Source organism: Ideonella dechloratans (assembly GCF_021049305.1).
GTDB classification, from domain to species: Bacteria; Pseudomonadota; Gammaproteobacteria; order Burkholderiales; family Burkholderiaceae_C; genus Ideonella; species Ideonella dechloratans.
Genome location: NZ_CP088081.1, coordinates 2,085,175 through 2,104,114, shown reverse-complemented (window position 1 = coordinate 2,104,114; position 18,940 = coordinate 2,085,175). Strand labels below are relative to the sequence as shown.

17 protein-coding genes and 1 tRNA gene are annotated in these 18,940 nt (G+C 67.8%); 13 read left to right on the top strand and 5 right to left on the bottom strand.

The window, feature by feature from the left end:
- Nucleotides 1-2 precede the first annotated feature (2 nt).
- From LRM40_RS09770 to LRM40_RS09760, 3 genes are all read left to right on the top strand, one after another.
- The gene (locus LRM40_RS09770; RefSeq protein WP_151125281.1) at nucleotides 3-1,466 is read left to right on the top strand and encodes a leucyl aminopeptidase; all 1,464 of its coding nucleotides are present in this window, start codon (nucleotides 3-5) and stop codon (nucleotides 1,464-1,466) included.
- A 16-nt stretch (nucleotides 1,467-1,482) separates the two neighbouring features.
- The gene (locus LRM40_RS09765) at nucleotides 1,483-1,908 is read left to right on the top strand and encodes a DNA polymerase III subunit chi (protein WP_151125280.1); all 426 of its coding nucleotides are present in this window, start codon (nucleotides 1,483-1,485) and stop codon (nucleotides 1,906-1,908) included.
- 249 nt (nucleotides 1,909-2,157) lie between these two features.
- Nucleotides 2,158-3,309, top strand: a complete 1,152-nt coding sequence (locus LRM40_RS09760) for a branched-chain amino acid ABC transporter substrate-binding protein (RefSeq protein WP_231067494.1) — start codon at nucleotides 2,158-2,160, stop codon at nucleotides 3,307-3,309.
- 73 nt (nucleotides 3,310-3,382) lie between these two features.
- Here LRM40_RS09760 and LRM40_RS09755 read toward each other — a convergent pair whose 3' ends face one another.
- The 3 genes from LRM40_RS09755 to aztA are packed head-to-tail and all read right to left on the bottom strand — an operon-like array spanning nucleotide 3,383 to nucleotide 5,915.
- Complete coding sequence (locus LRM40_RS09755; RefSeq protein WP_151123050.1) at nucleotides 3,383-4,282, bottom strand: metal ABC transporter solute-binding protein, Zn/Mn family; 900 nt, start codon at nucleotides 4,280-4,282, stop codon at nucleotides 3,383-3,385.
- Entirely contained in the window at nucleotides 4,279-5,169 is an 891-nt protein-coding gene (locus tag LRM40_RS09750; protein WP_151123048.1) for a metal ABC transporter permease, read from the bottom strand. Before LRM40_RS09750 ends, LRM40_RS09755 begins: the two co-directional genes overlap by 4 nt.
- On the bottom strand, nucleotides 5,166-5,915 hold the full coding sequence (aztA, locus tag LRM40_RS09745) for a zinc ABC transporter ATP-binding protein AztA (protein WP_231067493.1): 750 nt from the start codon (nucleotides 5,913-5,915) through the stop codon (nucleotides 5,166-5,168). Before aztA ends, LRM40_RS09750 begins: the two co-directional genes overlap by 4 nt.
- Nucleotides 5,916-6,090: 175 nt before the next feature.
- Here aztA and LRM40_RS09740 point away from each other — a divergent pair, with 175 nt between their 5' ends.
- The 6 genes from LRM40_RS09740 to LRM40_RS09715 all read left to right on the top strand — a co-directional run bounded on the left by LRM40_RS09740 (nucleotide 6,091) and on the right by LRM40_RS09715 (nucleotide 10,198).
- A complete protein-coding gene (locus LRM40_RS09740) occupies nucleotides 6,091-6,513 on the top strand; it encodes a Fur family transcriptional regulator (protein ID WP_151123046.1) in 423 nt (140 codons plus the stop codon).
- Complete coding sequence (locus tag LRM40_RS09735) at nucleotides 6,510-6,851, top strand: hypothetical protein (protein ID WP_151123044.1); 342 nt, start codon at nucleotides 6,510-6,512, stop codon at nucleotides 6,849-6,851. Before LRM40_RS09740 ends, LRM40_RS09735 begins: the two co-directional genes overlap by 4 nt.
- Nucleotides 6,852-6,981: 130 nt before the next feature.
- On the top strand, nucleotides 6,982-7,548 hold the full coding sequence (locus LRM40_RS09730) for a DUF2796 domain-containing protein (protein ID WP_151123042.1): 567 nt from the start codon (nucleotides 6,982-6,984) through the stop codon (nucleotides 7,546-7,548).
- 9 nt (nucleotides 7,549-7,557) lie between these two features.
- On the top strand, nucleotides 7,558-8,274 hold the full coding sequence (locus tag LRM40_RS09725) for an ABC transporter ATP-binding protein (protein ID WP_231067492.1): 717 nt from the start codon (nucleotides 7,558-7,560) through the stop codon (nucleotides 8,272-8,274).
- Nucleotides 8,275-8,277: 3 nt separating this feature from the next.
- A complete protein-coding gene (locus LRM40_RS09720) occupies nucleotides 8,278-9,552 on the top strand; it encodes an ABC transporter permease (RefSeq protein WP_151123040.1) in 1,275 nt (424 codons plus the stop codon).
- Between the two features lie 16 nt (nucleotides 9,553-9,568).
- Nucleotides 9,569-10,198 carry a DUF3299 domain-containing protein gene (locus LRM40_RS09715; RefSeq protein ID WP_151123038.1) on the top strand — a complete coding sequence of 210 codons (630 nt, stop codon included), beginning with the start codon at nucleotides 9,569-9,571 and terminating at the stop codon, nucleotides 10,196-10,198.
- 71 nt (nucleotides 10,199-10,269) lie between these two features.
- Here LRM40_RS09715 and LRM40_RS09710 read toward each other — a convergent pair.
- Nucleotides 10,270-10,360, bottom strand: a tRNA-Ser gene (locus LRM40_RS09710).
- Between the two features lie 189 nt (nucleotides 10,361-10,549).
- Here LRM40_RS09710 and LRM40_RS09705 point away from each other — a divergent pair.
- Nucleotides 10,550-12,811 (top strand): arginine/lysine/ornithine decarboxylase, encoded by a 2,262-nt coding sequence (locus LRM40_RS09705; RefSeq protein WP_151123036.1) that lies wholly within the window; start codon nucleotides 10,550-10,552, stop codon nucleotides 12,809-12,811.
- Between the two features lie 66 nt (nucleotides 12,812-12,877).
- On the opposite strand, the gene fabI is transcribed toward LRM40_RS09705, so the two are convergent.
- Nucleotides 12,878-13,675, bottom strand: a complete 798-nt coding sequence (fabI, locus tag LRM40_RS09700; protein WP_151123034.1) for an enoyl-ACP reductase FabI — start codon at nucleotides 13,673-13,675, stop codon at nucleotides 12,878-12,880.
- A gap of 208 nt (nucleotides 13,676-13,883) precedes the next feature.
- On the opposite strand from fabI, the gene rimP reads away from it, so the two are divergent.
- From rimP to infB, 3 genes are read left to right on the top strand one after another with little or no spacing between them, the layout of a single operon-like run.
- The gene (rimP, locus tag LRM40_RS09695; protein WP_151123032.1) at nucleotides 13,884-14,450 is read left to right on the top strand and encodes a ribosome maturation factor RimP; all 567 of its coding nucleotides are present in this window, start codon (nucleotides 13,884-13,886) and stop codon (nucleotides 14,448-14,450) included.
- A complete protein-coding gene (nusA, locus tag LRM40_RS09690) occupies nucleotides 14,447-15,925 on the top strand; it encodes a transcription termination factor NusA (RefSeq protein WP_151123030.1) in 1,479 nt (492 codons plus the stop codon). The genes rimP and nusA overlap by 4 nt, the downstream gene beginning before the upstream one ends.
- 59 nt (nucleotides 15,926-15,984) lie before the next feature.
- Nucleotides 15,985-18,891: a translation initiation factor IF-2 gene (infB, locus tag LRM40_RS09685; protein WP_151123028.1), complete on the top strand. Its 2,907-nt coding sequence runs from the start codon at nucleotides 15,985-15,987 to the stop codon at nucleotides 18,889-18,891.
- Nucleotides 18,892-18,940: the final 49 nt, after the last annotated feature.

The window sequence follows — 18,940 nt, the reverse complement described above, 5'->3', positions numbered from 1 at the left end:
TTATGAACTTTCAAGCTCTGGCGGCCACCGCCGAAGGACTTGCGGCCGTCGCAGCGGACACGCTGATCGCGGTCCTGCCTGCCGAAGGCACCCTGAAGACCGGCGATGCCGCCCTGGACGCGGTGCTGGCACCGCTGGCCAAGCAAGGCGATTTCGAGCGCAAGGCCGGTCGCACCTTGTACGTGAACGCCCCGGCCGGCTTCAAGGCCGCGCGTCTGGTGCTGAGCGTGGCCAAGGACGCCTCGCCCAAGGCCTTCCGCACCGCACTGACGGCCGCGCTGGCCCTGCTCAAGGGCCGAGGCGTCAAGCACCTGGCGGTGAGCCTGGTGGGTGCCGCCCCTGTGGCCGGGCATGCCGAGGTGCTGCCCCAGTGCGTGGATCAGCACAGCTATGTCTACACCGCCACCAAGCCCTCGGCCGAGAAGCCCGTGCTGCCGGCCAAGGTGTCCTTCGTGGCCGACAAGGCGGCGCTGGCGGCCGTCAAGGGCGGACTGGCCCTGGGCGAAGGCATTGCCGCCGGCGTGGCGCTGGCCCGCGAGGTGGGCAACCTGCCGGCCAACGTCTGCACCCCCACCTACCTGGGTGAGCAGGCCAAGGGCCTGGGCAGCGAATTCGGCCTGACGGTGCAGGTGCTGGACCGTAAGGCCATCGAGAAGCTGGGCATGGGCTCCTTCCTGTCGGTGACCCGTGGTTCCGAAGAGCCGCCGCGCTTCATCGTCATCGAATACCACGGCGCCGCCAAGAAGGACGCGCCGCTGGTGCTGGTGGGCAAGGGCATCACCTTCGACACCGGCGGCATCTCGCTCAAGCCCGCGGCCGACATGGACGAGATGAAGTTCGACATGTGCGGCGCCGCCAGCGTGCTGGGCACCATGCGGGCGGTCGCCCAGCTCAAGCCCAAGGTCAACGTGGTCGGTCTGATCCCGACCTGCGAGAACATGCCCAGCGGCACGGCCACCAAGCCGGGCGATGTGGTGACCAGCATGTCGGGCCAGACCATCGAGATCCTGAACACCGACGCCGAGGGTCGCCTGATCCTGTGCGACGCGCTGACCTATGCCGAGCGCTACAAGCCCGCAGCCGTGGTGGATGTGGCCACGCTGACCGGCGCCTGCGTGGTGGCGCTGGGGCATCACCATGCCGGTCTGTTCGCTGCGGACGACACCCTGGCGGCGGACCTGCTGGCCGCCTCCGCCGAGGCGATGGACCCCTGCTGGCGCATGCCGCTGGACGAGGAGTACGACGAAGGCCTGAAGAGCAACTTCGCCGACATGGCCAACGTGGGTTCCCGCGCGGGTGGCGCCATCACGGCCGCCAAGTTCCTGCAGCGCTACGCCAAGCAGTACCCCTGGGCCCACCTGGACATCGCGGGCGTGGCTCACCGCTCCGGCGCGGCCAAGGGGGCCACGGGCCGCCCGGTGGGGCTGCTGACCCACTTCGTGCTGTCCCGCGCGGCCAAGCGCTGAGCGCAGGAGCAGGGCCTTGGCGCAGATCGTCTTTCTGACGGGGGTCCAGGACAGGATTGCACTGGCCCAGCGCCTGGTGCGCAAGAAGGTCCGCGAAGGCGGGCGGGTCTGCGTGCTGGGTGTGACGCCGGATCTGCGCCGCCTCAGCCACGCGCTGTGGAGCGAACCCCAGCTGGAGTTCCTGCCCCATGTCCACACCCGGGTGAGCCCCGAACCGGTGGTTCGGGAGCTGACCCCCGTGTGGCTGGTCGAGCAGGCGGTCGAGGGGCTGGACTGCGACAGCGTGATCAACCTCGGGGTGGAGCTGTCCGACTGGACCGCGCGCTTCGAGCGGGTGGCCGAGATCGTCGGCGTGGACGACGAGGCGCGCGCCTCCGGCCGTCGCCGCTGGAAGGCCTACGAGCGGGCCGGTCACGAGCTGCTGCACCACGCTGGCGGCTGAACCACGGGCCTGCCGCGGGTCGCCGAACCTTCCTGGTGCTCCGGCGCACCGTCCCCGCATCTCTTTCGGATCTCCCTTGGCATGGGGATTGCGTGGCTGTGTGCAAGCCTTCGGCAACGGGTGTTTTGCTCCGGGGCAACCCGGTGTGCAGATCGATTTCGCAACGGTCTTTTTGGAGTATCGTTGGCCGCTTGTCGAGAGCCATTCACATCGACATTTCAATTCATCCTTCTGAGGAGATTCGAATCTATGCAAGTCAAACTGAATGTGATCGTCGCGGCTGCCGTGGCACTGGCGGCCGGCTCGGTGTACGCCGAAGACCTGGTGGTCAAGATCGGTCACGTTGGGCCGACCAGCGGCGGGATTGCACACCTGGGCAAGGACAACGAGAACGGTGCGCGCATGGCCATCGACGAGTTGAACGCCAAGGGCGTGATGATCGGCGGCAAGAAGGCCAAGTTTGAACTGCTGGCCGAAGACGACGCGGCGGACCCCAAGCAGGGCACGGCGGCGGCGCAGAAGCTGGTGGACGAGAAGGTCAACGGCGTGATCGGCCACCTGAACTCGGGCACGACCATCCCGGCCTCGAAGATCTACTCGGACGCGGGCATTCCGCAGATCTCGCCGTCGGCGACCAACCCGAAGTACACCCGCCAGGGCTTCAAGACCACGTTCCGCGTGGTGGCTGACGACGTGCACCTGGGCGGCACGCTGGGCAAGTACGCGGTGCAGACGCTCAAGGGCAAGACCATTGCCGTGATCGATGACCGCACGGCCTACGGCCAGGGCGTGGCCGACGAGTTCGAGAAGGGCGTGAAGGCCGCGGGCGGCAAGGTGGTCAAGCGCGAATTCACCAACGACAAGGCCACGGACTTCACCGCCATCCTGACCTCGATCAAGGGCACGAAGCCGGACCTGGTCTTCTACGGCGGCATGGACGCGGTGGCCGGCCCGATGCTGCGCCAGATGAAGCAGCTGGGCATCAGCGCCAAGTTCATGGGTGGCGACGGCATCTGCACGGGCGAGCTGCCCAAGCTGGCCGCGGGCACGATGGCCGATGACCAGGTGGTGTGCGCCGAGGCCGGCGGTATCGACCAGAACGACAAGGCTGCGGTCAAGGCGATGGAAGACTTCCGCGCGAAGTTCAAGAAGAAGTTCGGCGCGGACGTGCAGATCTATGCGCCGTACGTGTATGACGCGACCAACGTGATGGTGGCGGCGATGGAGAAGGCGGGCTCGGCGGATCCGGCCAAGTACCTGCCGGTGCTGGCCAAGACCACGGGCTACAAGGGCGTGACGGGTGTGATCAGCTTCGACGAGAAGGGTGACATCAAGAACGGCGCCCTGACCCTGTACACCTACAAGGGTGGCGTGAAGACCGCGCTGGGCGTGGTGCACTGATCGTCTCGGGACCTTGTCCCGATGCCAAGGCCGCCTTCGGGCGGCCTTTTTCATGGCGCGGAGGAGGGCTGGCTCAGCTGCCGCGCATGGCCTGCAGCATCGTCTTCGCATTGTGCTCGAACAGGTGCAGATAGGTGTCGGCCGGGCCGCCGGCGGGCGACAGCGTGTCGGCATAGAGCTCGCCGCCGATGCGCACCCCTGCCTCGCGGGCAATCTGCTGCATCAGCCGCGGGTCGCCCGCCCTTTCCAGGAACAGCGCACGCACATGCTGGGCCCGGAGTTCGCGCACCACACGCGCCACATCCTTGGCCGAGACTTCTTCCGCGGTGGTCCAGCCCTGGGGGGCCAGCCAGGTCACGCCGTACTCCGCGGCGAAGTAGCCGAAGGCGTCGTGGGTGGTGACCGCGCGGCGCTGGGCCGCGGTGAGGGCGCCGATCTGGGCTCGCACGCGGGTGTCCAGCGCCTGGATGTCCGCCAGATAGCGGCCGGCCTGCTGGTCGATGCGTGCGGCCTCCTGGGGCCGGACGGCCTTCAGCGCAGACTGGATGTTGCGGACATAGATCGCGGCCAGCCGCAGGCTCTGCCAGGCATGGGGGTCGGGATGGCCGTCCAGCAGGCGGGGCGTCACGCCCTCGCTGGCCACCACCCGCCGGCCCTTGAAGCCCGAGGCCTGGATGAGCCGGTCCAGCCAGCCTTCCAGGTGCAGGCCGTTGAGCACCACCAGATCGGCCTGGGCGAGCTTCTGGGCATCGGCCGGTCGGGGTTCAAAGACGTGGGCATCGCCACCGGGGCCGACCAGGGTGTGGATCTCGGCCAGGGGGCCGGCCACCTGCCGCACCATGTCGCCCAGGATGGAGAAGCTGGCCACCACCCGCAGCGGCCTGGCGGTGGCGGGCGTGCCCTGGGCTCGGCTGGCGGACAGGGGGGCGGCCATCAGGGCGGCCAGGGTTCTCAGCGCGGTGGCGCGGTTCATGAGAGGTCTCCGGAAGTCAGCGTAGGGGATCGCCGCCACAGGCTGTCGTGCCGGCCACACAGCAGCGACAGCAGGTACATGACCCCGGCGCTCAGCACGATGGCCGGCCCGGTGGGCAGTTGGGCGTGGTAGGACAGCAGCAGGCCCACCGTGCTGGCCCAGGCTGCCAGCAGGCTGGCCAGCAGCATCTGCGGCGCCAGGTTGCGCGACCAGAAGCGGGCCGCGGCGGCGGGCAGCACCAGCAGCCCGACCGACATCAGCGTGCCCAGGGTCAGGAAGCCGGCCACCAGGTTGCTCACCAGCAGTCCCATGAACAGGGGCCGCATCCAGCGGCTGCCACCCGGCCAGGCCAGGCGCAGAAAGCCCGGATCCAGCGTGTCCGCGATCAGCGGGCGGGCGAAGATGGCCAGCAGCAGCAGGGTGGCGCCCGTCACCGCGGCCACCAGGGGCAGGGTCTGGGCATCGGCGGCCAGGATGTTGCCGAAGAGCAGGTGCATCAGGTCCACGCTGGTGCCGCGCAGGGAAACCAGCATCACGCCCGAGGCCAGGGCCATCAGGTAGAAGGCGGCCAGGGCCGACTCCTCGCGCTGCGCCGTCAGCCGGGCGGCCTGGTGGGCCAGTGCGGCCACCAGCAGGCCCGCGAGGAAGGCGCCCAGCCCGAGCGCCGGCAGGGACAGGCCCGCGAGCATGAAGCCCAGCGCCGCGCCGGGCAGCAGGGCGTGCGACATGGCGTCGCCCATCAGGGTCAGCCGGCGCAGGATCAGCAACGTGCCCACCGGCCCCGCGCTCAGGCTCAGCGCCAGGCTGGCCACCCAGGCGCGCCGCATGAAACCGAACTCGGTGAAGGGCGCGACGAGGCCCGTCTGCAGCAGTTCCGGCAGGCTCATGCGCAGTGCCCGCGCAGGGTGTGCGCGTGAAGGGCCGGCAGCAGATAGCCTGCACGTTGCAGCGGTGCAGGCTGCAGCACCTCGGTCACCGGCCCCCAGGCCACCGCATGTCCCGCCAGCAGCAGCGCATGGCTGAAGTGCTCCCGCACCTGGGCCAGGTCGTGCAGCACGGTCACGACCGTGCGGCCCTGGTCCCGCCAGCGCTGCAACAAGGCCAGCAGATCTTGGGTGCTGGGCTCGTCCATGGCCGCAAAGGGTTCGTCCAGCAGCAGGAATTGCGCGTCCTGGAGGATGAGTCGGGCGAAGAGCATGCGCTGGAACTGGCCGGTCGACAGCGTCTGAAGGGGCTGGCGAGCCAGTTCGGCCAAGCCCACCTCGTGCAAGGCGGCCTGCACCTGATCTCGCTGCGCCCGGCTCAGACCACGCCAGGGCCCCAGCTGGGGCCAAAGGCCGAGGGCCACCACCTCATGGACTTGCAGGGGGAAGTGCCGGTCCAGGGCGCTGATCTGCGGCAGGTAGGCCATGCGCAGCCCCGGTGCCCGGACGATGCGGCCCGATGCGGGGGGAAGGTCGCCTGCCAGCGCGGCCAGCAGGGTGGACTTGCCGGCGCCGTTGGGGCCGATCACCGCGGTGAGGGAGCCGGGGGGGAAGCGGCCGGACAGGTCGCGCAGCACGGTGCGGCCCTCCCGTTGCAGGCACACGTTCTCCAGTTGCAGCATGGCCGCAGGGGTGCGCTCAGAGGACATCGCGCAGGGCCCAGGCCGCGGCCCTTCCCAGCAGGCCCACCACCACGGCCGCCGCGCAGGTCCGGGTGAGAACCCCGGTGGCCAGCAGCCATCGGCTGTCGAGACGGGAATGGTGAGATTGCATCTTATTGAGAATGAATTTTCAAAGTCGAAGTATGCCAGAATCGATCGCACCATGAAGCGAGCCACCCGCCAGCGCAGTGCCATCCGTGCCGTCATCGCGGCTGCGGGGCGGCCGCTGTCGCCGCTGGAGGTGCTCGAAGGGGCGCGTGGCGATGTGCCGGCACTGGGTCTGGCCACCGTCTACCGCAACCTGCGGCTGCTGCTGGACGACGGCGAGATCCAGGGCGTGAACCTGCCGGGCGACAACGTCCGCTATGAGCTGACCGGCCACGACCACCACCACCACTTCCAGTGCCTGACCTGTCAGCGGGTCTTCGACATCCATGCCTGTCCGGGCGATCTGCAGCGGCTGGCGCCCCCGGGTTTCGTCGTGGAGGGCCATGACCTGACGCTTTACGGCCACTGCGCGGAATGCCGCGGGGCCGCCGCGGATGGGCAGGGCGCTGCGGCCTGCGCTTCAGGGGTCTGCACTTGAGTCACCTCGGCCAGGCCCCGCACGGGTTGCGCAGGTGGCGCGGCTGGTTGCTGGCCATGGCCCTGGTGGCCATCTGGGCACAGTGGCATGCGGTGATGCATGCCGAGCAGCATGCGCTGGCGGCGATCGGCCACCCCACGCAGGACAACCTGCTGCCGGTCGACAACTGCCTGGACTGCCTGGCGCAGCATGGCTTGGGTGCCTCGCCCTTGGCCGTGCCTCCTTCCTGGCAGGGCGATGCCTTGCCTCCCTTCGACTGTCCCGGCGCGGTGGCCGAGGCGTCCCGGCCCGTGCAGGGCTGGGTGCAGGCCTGGCCTCGCGCCCCCCCGCTGGCCTGAGGGCGGCCATGCGGTGTCCTCTGCGCCTGCAGAGGAGGTGAAGGGCTGGGGCCGGCACGCGCGCCGTGCCCATCAGCGCCCTGGGTCCCGCCTGGAAGGCGGGATCGGGAATTCGTCGAGGAATGAAACGATGCAAGCCAAGTTGCGTGCGGCCGTGCTGCGGCCGTTGACGATCGTCTGCCTGGGCCTGGTGGGCCTGGGTGTCCAAGCCCATGAACCGGGCGCCCATGTGCATGGCCAGGCGGTGCTGCGGGTGGTGGTGGATGGCAACACCCTGAGTGCCGAACTGGAGAGCCCGCTGGACAACATCCTGGGCTACGAGCACGCCCCCGGCACGGCGCAGGAGCAGCAGGCCGTGAAGCTGGCCGTGATCGCCCTGCGCAAGCCCGGCATCCTGCTGCCGACGCCGGCCGCGCAATGCACGCTGCAGAAGGTGAGCCTGGCTTCGGCCGCACTGACGCCGGCCATGCTGGGCGAAGCCGGGCCTGCCACGCCGCCTGCTGCCGACGAGCCGGGGCATGCCGATCTGGATGGCGAGTTCAGCTGGCAATGTGCCCAGCCGGAGTTCCTGCATTCCTTGCGGGTGGATCTTTTCCTGGCCTTTCCGCGGCTGCACAGGATGCAGGTCGAGGTGGCCGGACCGAAGGGGCAGTCGGCCACGACGTTGACCGAGTCCCATCGCACGGTGCAGTGGTGAGGAGCCGGCGTGAGCAGTGCAACCCTCTTGAAGGCCGAGGGCCTGGTGTTTCGTTGGCGGCGGGGCCAGGCGCCCTGCCTGGACATGGCGGACTTTGAGATCCGGCCCGGCGAGCGCCTGTTCGTGCACGGCCCCAGCGGCAGTGGCAAGAGCACGCTGCTGGGCCTGCTGGGGGGCGTGCTGCGCCCGGAACAAGGCCGCATCGCGCTGCAGGTGGACGGTCGGGCCGTCGTGTTGAACGCGTTGTCCGACCGTGCCCGCGACCGGTTCCGGGTGGACCACATCGGCTTCGTGTTCCAGCAGTTCAACCTGGTGCCTTACCTCTCGGTGCTGGACAACATCTGCCTGCCTTGCCGATTCTCGGCCCGGCGGCGCCAGCGCCTGGCCGGCGACGAGCGCACCGAGGCGCGGCGTCTGCTGAGGGCGCTGGACCTCGCTCCCGCGCTGGAGGCCGCGCCGGTCACCCGGCTGTCCGTGGGGCAGCAGCAGCGCGTGGCGGTGGCGCGCGCCCTGATCGGGCGTCCTGAACTGCTGATCGCCGACGAACCGACCTCGGCCCTGGACGCGCAGCGGCAGGCTGGTTTCCTGGATCTGCTGCTGCAGGAGTCCGCAGCCAGCGGTGCCAGCGTGGTGTTCGTCAGTCACGACGAGCGCCTGGCCGGCCACTTCGACCGGCAGGTGGCGCTGGGTCAGCTCAACCGCGCGACCGCATTGCAGGAGGCCTGAGCCATGCGACACCTCTTCCAACTGGCCTGGCGCAGCGCCTGGAACCGGCGCGGCACGCTGGGCCTCACGGTGCTGTCCATCGCCCTGTCGGTGACGCTGTTGCTGGGCGTTCAGCACCTCAAGGGCGCGGCGCACGAGAGCTTCTCGCGCACCGTTTCCGGCACCGATCTGGTGGTGGGGGCGCGCACCAGCCCTGTCCAGCTGATGCTGTACGCCATCTTCCGGCTGGGCGATGCCACCAACAACATCCGCTGGTCCAGCGTGGAGAAGCTCTCCCGGGACCCGGCGGTGGCCTGGGTGGTGCCGCTGTCGCTGGGGGACTCCCACCACGGCTTTCCCGTCCTGGCCACCAGCAGCGGCTATTTCGAGCATCTGCGCTACGGCTACCAGCAGCCGCTGGTGATGGCCCAGGGGCGCCCCTTCGCCGACGGCGTGCCGGGTCTGTTCCAGGTGGTGCTGGGGGCCGAGGTGGCGCGCGAGCTGGGCTACGGCCTGGGGCACCGCATCACCCTGAGCCACGGCAGCGGTGGAGAAGGGCTGGTCGAGCATGCCGACAAGCCCTTCACCGTGGTGGGCATCCTGGCGCCCACCGGCACGCCGGTGGACCGCACCCTGCACATCAACATGGCGTCGATGGAGGCCATCCACCTGGACTGGGCGGGCGGGGCGCCCATGCCTGGGCTGGAGATTCCGCCCGAGCTGGTGCGCAAGTTCGACCTGACCCCCAAGGAGGCCACGGCCGCGCTGGTGGGCCTGAAGAACCGGGCGGCGGTGTTCAAGCTGCAGCGGCGCATCAACGAGGGCGAAGGCGAGCCGCTGCTGGCGGTGATGCCGGGCGTGGCGCTGGACCAGCTCTGGACCTTGCTGTCGACGCTGGAGCGCAGCTTGATGGCCATCTCGGCCATGGTGGTGGCCGTGGGCCTGGCCGGCATGGTGGCGGTGGTGCTGGCCAGTCTGGGCGAGCGCCGGCGCGAGTTGGCCATCCTGCGCTCGGTGGGGGCCGGAGGCTGGCAGATCGGTTTCCTGCTGGTGGCCGAGAGCCTGTCGGTGACGCTGGCGGGCCTGCTGCTGGGCGCGGGCCTGCTGGCGGCACTGGTGCTGCTGGCCGGGCCGGCCTTGCAGGCCCACTGGGGCCTGGTGCTGCAGGCCCGCCAGGTGCAGCCCGAGGAATGGAAGGTGTTGGTGGCGGTGCTGGCGGCCGGTGGGCTGACCGGTCTGATTCCGGCCTGGCGGGCCCGTCGCATGGCCCTGGCCGATGGCCTGACCCCCCGTGTGTGACCCAAGGAGTTCGACGATGTCGTTGTTGCGTTTGTTCAAGCAGACCAGGGGCGGTGTGCTGCCCCTTGTCCTGGTGGGGCTGGGGGCCGGCGGTGCCTGTGCCGCCGGATCGGCCGCCGCTGTTGTGGGCGGAGCCTCCGCACCGGCCGTGGCGCGGTCCGACAAGCCCTTGCCCACCGCGCCGGGGGATTACAAGACGACCGCCTGGAAGGCCCTGGTGCCCAAGGACTGGGATCCCAGCCAGGCCTTCAAGGGGCTCAACCTGCTGAGTCTCAAAGATGGCGACACCAAGGCCAACACCGCGCTGGAGCGCATGCGCCAGGTCTGGGATGCCGCCCCCGCGGAGCCCAGCATGGAGGGGGCGGACATCCGGATCCCGGGCTATGTGGTGCCACTGGAAGGTGACGAGAAGGGGCTGCGGGAATTCCTGCTGGTGCCTTACTTCGGGGCCTGCATCCACAGTCCGCCCCCGCCGGCCAACCAGATCATCCACGTCACGCTGAGCAAGCCGGCGGTGGGTGTCAAGTCCATGGATGCGATCTGGGTCTTCGGGCGCCTGCACCTGGCCAGCAGCAGCACCGACATGGGCAAGTCGGGCTACCACATGGACGCGCAGATGACGACGGCCTACCAGTCCACCCGCTGAGCGCCTGCTTCGGGCGATCCGGAAGAAAAAAACGCCCCGCAAGCAAGCCTGCGGGGCGTTCTTCATGGTCTTGGCGGAGGGAGCGGGATTCGAACCCGCGGTGGGCTATTAACCCACACACGCTTTCCAGGCGTGCGACTTAAACCACTCATCCATCCCTCCGTGGGATAAGCCCATGATGATAGCGCATGAACAGGGGGCGTGCCGTATTGATTGCAAAAAAATCGCGCTCATCTGCGGTCGGGCAGGGCGGCGCCGAGACATCGAAACTTGCCGCGAGGGGGTCACTGTTCGGCCCTACACTTCGCGCTTCGCGTTTTGGGCTCGCCCGTTTCCCCTTCAGGAGCCGCCATGCAAGGCTTTCACTTTCCGGTCGTCATCATCGACGAGGACTTCCGTTCCGAAAACACCTCCGGCCTGGGCATTCGCGCCCTGGCCGAAGCCATCGAGAAAGAGGGCTTCGAGGTGGTGGGCGTGACCAGCTATGGCGATCTGGCTCAGTTCGCCCAGCAGCAAAGCCGTGCCAGCGCCTTCATCCTGTCGATCGACGACGAGGAGTTCACGCCCGGGCCCGAACTGGACCCTGCCGTGGTGAACCTGCGCAACTTCATCAGCGAGATCCGCTTCCGCAACGCCGACATCCCGATCTACCTGTATGGCGAGACGCGCACCTCGCAGCACATCCCGAACGACATCCTGCGGGAACTGCACGGATTCATTCACATGTTCGAGGACACGCCGGAATTCGTGGCGCGTCACATCATCCGCGAGGCCAAGAGCTACCTGGACGGCCTGGCGCCGCCGTTCTTCCGCGCGCTGATGGACTACGCCCACGACGGCTCCTACTCCTGGCACTGCCCGGGGCACTCGGGGGGCGTGGCCTTCCTGAAGAGCCCGATCGGACGCATGTTCCACCAGTTCTTCGGCGAGAACATGCTGCGCGCCGACGTCTGCAACGCGGTGGAGGAACTGGGCCAACTGCTGGACCACACCGGCCCGGTGGCCGCCAGTGAGAAGAACGCGGCGCGCATCTTCAATGCGGACCACTGCTTCTTCGTCACCAACGGCACGTCCACGTCCAACAAGATCGTCTGGCACCACACCGTGGCGCCGGGGGACGTGGTGCTGGTGGACCGCAACTGCCACAAGTCCATCCTGCACAGCATCATCATGACCGGCGCGGTGCCGGTCTTCCTGACGCCCACGCGCAACCACTTCGGCATCATCGGCCCCATCCCGGAGAGCGAGTTCAGCAAGGAGTCGATCCGCCGCAAGATCGCCCAGCACCCGCTGCTCAAGGACGTGGACCCGGAGGCGGTGCAGCCCAAGATCCTGACCGTGACCCAGAGCACCTACGATGGCGTGCTCTACAACACCGAGTCGATCAAGGCGGCGCTGGACGGCTGGGTGGACACCATCCACTTCGACGAGGCCTGGCTGCCGCACGCGGCCTTCCACAAGTTCTACGGCACCTTCCACGCCATGGGCAAGGGCCGCAAGCGTCCGCAGCAGGCCATGGTCTATGCCACCCAGTCCACGCACAAGTTGCTGGCCGGCATCAGCCAGGCCTCGCAGGTGCTGGTGCAGGATTCTCAGAGCGTCAAGCTGGACCGCTACCTCTTCAACGAGGCCTACCTGATGCACACCTCCACCTCGCCGCAGTACGCCATCATCGCGTCCTGCGACGTGGCGGCAGCCATGATGGAGCCTCCCGGCGGCACCGCGCTGGTGGAGGAAAGCATCAAGGAAGCCCTGGACTTCCGCCGTGCCATGCGCAAGGTCGACGAGGAGTACGGCGAGGACTGGTGGTTCCAGGTCTGGGGGCCGGATCGCCTGGCCGACGAGGGCATTGGCCGCCAGGACGACTGGGTGCTCAAGGCCAACGAGACCTGGCATGGCTTCGGCAACCTGGCCGATGGCTTCAACATGCTGGACCCGATCAAGTCCACCATCATCACCCCGGGCTTGAACGTGTCCGGCGAGTTCGCGGCCACGGGCATCCCGGCGTCCATCGTCACCAAGTTCCTGGCCGAGCACGGCGTGGTGGTCGAGAAGACGGGGCTGTACTCCTTCTTCATCATGTTCACCATCGGCATCACCAAGGGCCGCTGGAACACGCTGCTGACCGCGCTGCAGCAGTTCAAGGACGACTACGACCGCAACCAGCCGCTGTGGCGCGTGATGCCGGAGTTCTGTCAGGCCTTCCCGCGCTACGAGCGCATGGGCTTGCGCGACCTCTGTCAGAGCGTGCACGAGGCTTATGCCAAGGGCGACATTGCCCGCCTGACCACCGAGGTCTACCTGTCGGAGCTGGAGCCGGCGATGAAGCCCAGCGATGCCTACGCGCACATCGCGCACCGCAAGACCGAACGGGTGGAGATCGACGACCTGGAAGGCCGGGTCACCACGGCGCTGCTCACGCCCTATCCGCCGGGCATTCCCCTGGTCATTCCGGGCGAGCGCTTCGATCGCAAGGTGGTGGACTACCTGCGCTTCACCCGCGAGTTCAACGCCCAGTTCCCGGGCTTCGGGGCAGATGTGCACGGCCTGGTGTCTGAGGAGGAGGTGCCGGGCGGGCCCAAGCGCTACTTCGTCGACTGCGTGCGAGACTGATCCGCAGGGGCGAAAAAAAGCCCTCGCCGCGGCGAGGGCCTCTTCAAGGCATGGGGGTGGGGCCGCTCAGGCTTCGTCCTCGGGCATGCCGCCCACCATGACGTGGCTGAAGCCGCCGTCCACGTAGGTGATCTCGCTGGTCATGCCGGCCGCCAGATCCGACAGCAGGAAGGCGGCCACATTGCCGACATCCTCGATCGTCACGTTGCGGCGCAGCGGGGCGTTGCGCGAGAAGATGTCCAGCAATTTGCCGAAGCCCTTGATGCCCGAGGCCGCCAGGGTCTTGATCGGGCCGGCCGAGATGCCGTTGACCCGGATGCCCTTGGGGCCCAGGCTGGCGGCCAGGTAGCGCACGCTGGCTTCCAGCGAGGCCTTGGCCAGACCCATGGTGTTGTAGGCCGGCACATAGCGCATGGCGCCCAGGTAGGACAGGGTCACCAGCGAGGCGTTGTCGCGCAGTGAGGGCAGGGCTGCCTTGGCCATGGCCGGGAAGCTGTAGGCCGAGATGTCGTGCGCGATGCGGAAGCCTTCGCGCGACAGGCCGTCGAGGAAGTCGCCTGCGATGGCTTCACGCGGGGCGAAGCCGATCGAGTGCACGAAACCGTCGAAGCCTTCGGGCCAGGCGGTCTTGAGCTCGACGAAGAGGCGCTCGATGGCGGCGTCGTCGCCCACGTCGCATTCGAACACCAGCTTGGAGTCGAATTCGGCGGCGAATTCAGTGATGCGGTCTTTGAAGCGTTCGCCGACGTAGCTGAAAGCCAGTTCGGCGCCTTCGCGATGGCAGGCCTTGGCGATGCCGTAGGCGATGGAGCGGTTCGAAAGCAGGCCCGTGATGAGCAGGCGCTTGCCGGCGAGGAATCCCATGCGGTCTCCGGAGTGTTGTGGTCCAGCGCGATTTTGACATGAGCAACTTGCTGTGACGAAGTGGGCTGGCTATAATTCGAACTTCGCTAGAATGCCGATAGCTAGAGGAAGTGGGCGGATTCATCTCTGCCCATTTTTTTTGCGCTGGTGTTTTGGCGTTGAAACGCCACTGAAGCGCTACTGAAGCTGGAAAGGTATTCGCACCCTGATGAGCTGGAGCCAGGCCGTCGAGAAGACGGTGACAGGTTTGGGTTATGAACTCGTCGATGTCGAGAGATCGGCCGGCGGGTTGTTGCGCGTCTATATCGACCGTGTGCCCGGCAAGACCTACCCCACAGGCGGGCAGGAGTTCGTGACGGTCGAGGACTGCGAGGCGGTGACCCGCCAGCTGCAGTACGTGCTGGAGGTCGAGAATGTCGACTATGCCCGGCTCGAGGTGTCCTCGCCGGGGTTGGACCGTCCGCTCAAGACCGCCGAGCACTACGTCCGCTTTGCGGGGCAGCAGGTGCAGATCACCCTCAAACTGCCTTTCCAGGGGCGCAAGAAATACGAAGGCTTGCTGCAGGCCGCCGATGCGGGCGAGGGCTGGCAGCTGGTGTTCCACGACGGCAAGGTCGACCAGGTCCTGGATTTCAGTCTGGACGAGGTGCGTGAAGCACGGCTGGTGCCGGTGCTGGATTTCAAGGGTCGCCGCAACAAGGCTGCCCCCGCCGCCGAGCCCTCAACCCCGGGCGATGCGGGCGAAGAGACAACCGATGGAGGTCAAGAAGAATGAACCGCGAAATGCTGATGTTGGTGGATGCGATCTCGCGCGAGAAGGGCGTGGACCGCGAGGTGGTGTTCGGCGCGGTTGAACTGGCGCTGGCCTCTGCCACCAAGAAGCTGCACGGCGGCGAGGTCGATATCCGCGTGGCCATCGACCGCGATACCGGCGAGTACGAGACCTTCCGTCGTTGGCATGTGGTGCCCGATGAGGCCGGCCTGCAGATTCCCGATGCGGAGATCCTGCTGTTCGAGGCCAAGGAGCAGATCGGCGACATCGAGGTCGACGACTACATCGAGGAGCCGATCGAGTCGGTGCCCATCGGCCGCATTGGCGCGCAGGCCGCCAAGCAGGTCATCCTGCAAAAGATCCGTGACGCCGAGCGCGAGCAACTGCTCAACGATTTCCTGGCCCGTGGCGAGAAGATCTTCGTGGGCACGGTCAAGCGTCTGGACAAGGGCGACATCATCGTCGAGTCCGGCCGTGTCGAAGGCCGCCTCAAGCGCAACGAGATGATCCCGAAGGAGAACCTGCGCACCGGCGACCGCGTGCGTGCGTTCATCGCCGGCGTCGATCCCACCGCCCGCGGCCCGCAGATCATGCTCTCGCGCTCCGCCCCGGGTTTCATGGTCGAGCTGTTCGCCCAGGAGGTGCCCGAGATCGAGCAGGGTCTGCTGGAGATCAAGAGCTGCGCCCGCGACCCGGGCAGCCGCGCCAAGATCGCCGTCGTCTCGCACGACAAGCGGGTCGATCCGATCGGCACCTGTGTCGGCGTGCGCGGCTCCCGCGTCACGGCCGTGACCAACGAGCTGGCCGGCGAACGCGTGGACATCGTGCTGTGGTCGGAGGATCCGGCCCAGTTCGTGATCGGCGCCCTGGCCCCGGCCAATGTGCAATCCATCGTCGTGGACGAAGAGAAGCACGCGATGGACGTGGTGGTCGACGAGGAGAACCTGGCGATCGCCATCGGCCGTGGCGGCCAGAACGTGCGTCTGGCCTCCGAGCTGACCGGCTGGCGCATCAACATCATGACGGCCGAGGAATCGGCGGCCAAGCAGGCGCAGGAATCCGACGTCGTGCGCCGCCTGTTCGTCGATAAGCTGGATGTGGACGAGGAAGTCGCCGACATCCTGATCGCCGAAGGTTTCACCAGCCTGGAAGAGGTGGCCTACGTGCCGCTGCAGGAAATGCTGGAAATCGAAGGCTTCGACGAAGACACCGTCACCGAGCTGCGCAACCGGGCCAAGGATGCGCTGCTCACCATGGAAATCGTGCGCGAGGAGGGCGTGGGCGGCGTGTCCCAGGACCTGCGCGACCTGGAGGGGCTGAACCCTGATCTGATCGCCAAGCTGGCCGCCGGGGGAGTGAATTCCCGTGACGACCTGGCAGACCTGGCCGTCGACGAACTGGTCGAGATGACCGGCGTCGATGATGTCGAGGCCAAGGCGCTGATCATGAAGGCCCGTGAGCACTGGTTCAACGCCTGAACCTCCAGCGTCCCCACACGAGCATCCACGCACACGGTACCCAGACAAGGAATCCCAGAATGGCAGTGACCACCGTCGCCCAACTCGCCGCGGAGCTGAGCAGGCCCGCCGCGACGCTGCTAGAGCAGCTGAAGTCGGCCGGCGTCGCCAAGAACTCGCCCGAAGACTCGCTCACCGAGTCGGACAAGGAGCGCCTGCTCGAGCACCTGCGCAGCGCGCACGGCATGAGCTCTGGCGGCGACCGCAAGAAGATCACCCTGACCCGCAAGTCGACCAGCGAGATCAAGCAGGCCGATGCGAGCGGCAAGGCGCGCACCATCCAGGTGGAGGTGCGCAAGAAGCGCACGTTCATCAAGCGTGACGACATCCCTGGCGGTTCCAGCGCCGAGGATGCCGCCGCCGCGGAGGAGGCCGAACTCGCTCGCCGCGAGGAAGAGGCCCGCCACCAGGCCGAGCTGATCCGTCAGCAGGAAGAGGAACTGGCTGAGAAGCGCCGTCAACGCGAGGAGCAGGAGCGCCTGGAGCGCGAGGCTGCAGCCAAGGCCGCCGCCGAAGCCGCTGCAGCCAAGGCCGCCGCCGAAGCCGAGGCCAAGGCTGCTGCCGAAGCCGCTGCCGCGGCCCAGGCCAAGGCTGCAGCCGAAGCCGCCGCGACCCAGGCCAGCGCCGAGGCAGCACCTGCACCGGTGGCCCCGGTGGCTGCCGCCCCTGTGGCTGCCCCCGAGCCTGCGCCGGCCCCCAAGCCCGCCCTGCGCGTGGTCAAGGCCTCGGCCGGCCAGGACGCCGAGGAAGCCAAGCGCCTGGCCGATCTGGCCGAGCGCCGCAAGCGTGCCGAGGCCGAGGCGGCCGCCATCCGCGACATGATGGCCCGCAAGTCCAAGGTCATGGTGGCCAAGAAGCCGGAAGAACCCAAGCCGGCCGAGGCCAGCAAGGAAGGCATCAAGGGCACCATCCACAAGTCGGCGGCCAAGCCGGGCGCGCCCGCGCCGGCCGCTGCCGCGCCGTCCGCGGCCAAGCCGGGCGACAAGAAGTCGGTCAAGTCCGAGAAGCTGTCCTCCAGCTGGGCGGACGACGCCAAGAAGCGGGGCGCCCCGGGCAAGCCGCGCACCGACCTGTCGAGCAACCGGCCGGGCTGGCGTGCGCCGCGCGGTGGTCGCCGCGGTGATGGGCGTGACGAGCGCGCCAGCACCTTCCAGGCGCCGACCGAGCCGGTGGTGCAGGAAGTGCACGTGCCCGAAACCATCTCGGTGGCCGATCTGGCCCACAAGATGTCGGTCAAGGCCAGCGAAGTCATCAAGAAGATGATGCTGCTGGGCCAGATGGTCACCATCAACCAGCAGCTGGACCAGGAAACGGCCATGATCGTGGTCGAGGAAATGGGCCACAAGGCGCTGGCCGCCAAGCTGGACGATCCGGAAGCCTTCTCCGAGGAGGAAGAGGCCGCCGCCGGTGGCGACGCCCTGCCGCGTGCGCCGGTGGTGACCGTCATGGGTCACGTCGACCACGGCAAGACCTCGCTGCTGGACTACATCCGCCGCAGCCGGGTGGCCGCGGGCGAGGCCGGCGGCATCACGCAGCACATTGGTGCCTACCACGTGGAAACCCCGCGCGGCATGGTCACCTTCCTGGACACCCCGGGTCACGAGGCCTTCACGGCCATGCGGGCTCGTGGTGCCAAGGCCACCGACATCGTCATCCTGGTGGTGGCGGCCGACGACGGCGTCATGCCGCAGACCAAGGAAGCCATCAGCCACGCCAAGGCGGCCGGTGTGCCCATCGTGGTTGCGATGACCAAGATCGACAAGCCCGAAGCCAACCCGGACCGCCTCAAGAGCGAGCTGGTGGCCGAAGAGGTGGTGCCGGAAGACTTCGGTGGCGACAGCCCCTTCGTCGGCGTCTCCTCCAAGACTGGTCAGGGCATCGACGAGTTGCTGGAGCAGGTGCTGCTGCAGGCCGAAGTGCTGGAACTGAAGGCACCGGTGGATGCGATGGCCAAGGGCATCGTGATCGAAGCCCGCCTGGACAAGGGCCGCGGCCCGGTGGCCACGGTGCTGGTGCAGTCCGGCACGCTCAAGCGTGGTGACGTGGTGCTGGCCGGCGCCAGCTATGGCCGCGTGCGCGCCATGCTGGACGAGGATGGCAAGAACACGCTCGAGGCCGGTCCCTCCATTCCGGTGGAGATCCAGGGCCTGACCGAGGTGCCCGCCGCCGGTGACGACTTCATGGTGCTGGCCGACGAACGCCGGGCCCGCGAAATCGCCACCTTCCGTCAGGGCAAGTACCGCGACGTCAAGCTGGCCAAGCAGCAGGCGGCCAAGCTGGAGTCCATGTTCGAGAACATGGGCGAAGGCCAGGCCCAGGTGCTGCCGTTGATCGTCAAGGCCGACGTGCAAGGTTCGCAGGAAGCCCTGGTGGCCTCGCTGCTCAAGCTCTCGACCGACGAGGTGCGGGTGCAGGTGGTGCACGCGGCCGTGGGCGGCATCAGCGAGTCGGACGTCAACCTGGCGATCGCCTCCAAGGCCGTCATCATCGGCTTCAACACCCGTGCGGACGCCAACGCCCGCAAGGTGGCCGATGGCAATGGCGTGGACATCCGTTACTACAACGTCATCTATGACGCGGTGGACGAGGTGAAGGCGGCGATGGCCGGCATGCTGGCCCCGGAGCAGAAGGAAGAGATCATCGGCATGGCCGAGATCCGCGTGGTGTTCGTGGCGTCCAAGATCGGCACGATCGCCGGCTCGATGGTCACCTCCGGTGTGGTGCGCCGCAACGCCAAGTTCCGCCTGCTGCGCGACAACATCGTGATCTACACGGGCGACATCGAGTCGGTCCGCCGCGAGAAGGACGACGTGCGCGAGGTCAAGGAAGGCTTCGAGTGCGGTATCAAGCTCAAGAACTACACCGACATCAAGGAAGGCGACCAGCTCGAGGTCTTCGAGATCAAGGAAGTGGCACGCACCTTGTAAAACGGGTGGCGCTGCTCGCAGCACGACCCCGCCGAACCCGGCGGGGTTT

Excerpts from the sequence above, each read along its gene's own strand:
- LRM40_RS09770 (WP_151125281.1), top strand. The coding sequence starts at position 3 with ATGAACTTTCAAGCTCTGGCGGCCACCGCCGAAGGACTTGCGGCCGTC.
- LRM40_RS09760 (WP_231067494.1), top strand. The coding sequence starts at position 2,158 with ATGCAAGTCAAACTGAATGTGATCGTCGCGGCTGCCGTGGCACTGGCG.
- LRM40_RS09755 (WP_151123050.1), bottom strand. The coding sequence starts at position 4,282 with ATGAACCGCGCCACCGCGCTGAGAACCCTGGCCGCCCTGATGGCCGCC.
- LRM40_RS09750 (WP_151123048.1), bottom strand. The coding sequence starts at position 5,169 with ATGAGCCTGCCGGAACTGCTGCAGACGGGCCTCGTCGCGCCCTTCACC.
- aztA (WP_231067493.1), bottom strand. The coding sequence starts at position 5,915 with ATGTCCTCTGAGCGCACCCCTGCGGCCATGCTGCAACTGGAGAACGTG.
- LRM40_RS09740 (WP_151123046.1), top strand. The coding sequence starts at position 6,091 with ATGAAGCGAGCCACCCGCCAGCGCAGTGCCATCCGTGCCGTCATCGCG.
- LRM40_RS09730 (WP_151123042.1), top strand. The coding sequence starts at position 6,982 with ATGCAAGCCAAGTTGCGTGCGGCCGTGCTGCGGCCGTTGACGATCGTC.
- LRM40_RS09720 (WP_151123040.1), top strand. The coding sequence starts at position 8,278 with ATGCGACACCTCTTCCAACTGGCCTGGCGCAGCGCCTGGAACCGGCGC.
- LRM40_RS09715 (WP_151123038.1), top strand. The coding sequence starts at position 9,569 with ATGTCGTTGTTGCGTTTGTTCAAGCAGACCAGGGGCGGTGTGCTGCCC.
- LRM40_RS09705 (WP_151123036.1), top strand. The coding sequence starts at position 10,550 with ATGCAAGGCTTTCACTTTCCGGTCGTCATCATCGACGAGGACTTCCGT.
- fabI (WP_151123034.1), bottom strand. The coding sequence starts at position 13,675 with ATGGGATTCCTCGCCGGCAAGCGCCTGCTCATCACGGGCCTGCTTTCG.
- rimP (WP_151123032.1), top strand. The coding sequence starts at position 13,884 with ATGAGCTGGAGCCAGGCCGTCGAGAAGACGGTGACAGGTTTGGGTTAT.
- nusA (WP_151123030.1), top strand. The coding sequence starts at position 14,447 with ATGAACCGCGAAATGCTGATGTTGGTGGATGCGATCTCGCGCGAGAAG.
- infB (WP_151123028.1), top strand. The coding sequence starts at position 15,985 with ATGGCAGTGACCACCGTCGCCCAACTCGCCGCGGAGCTGAGCAGGCCC.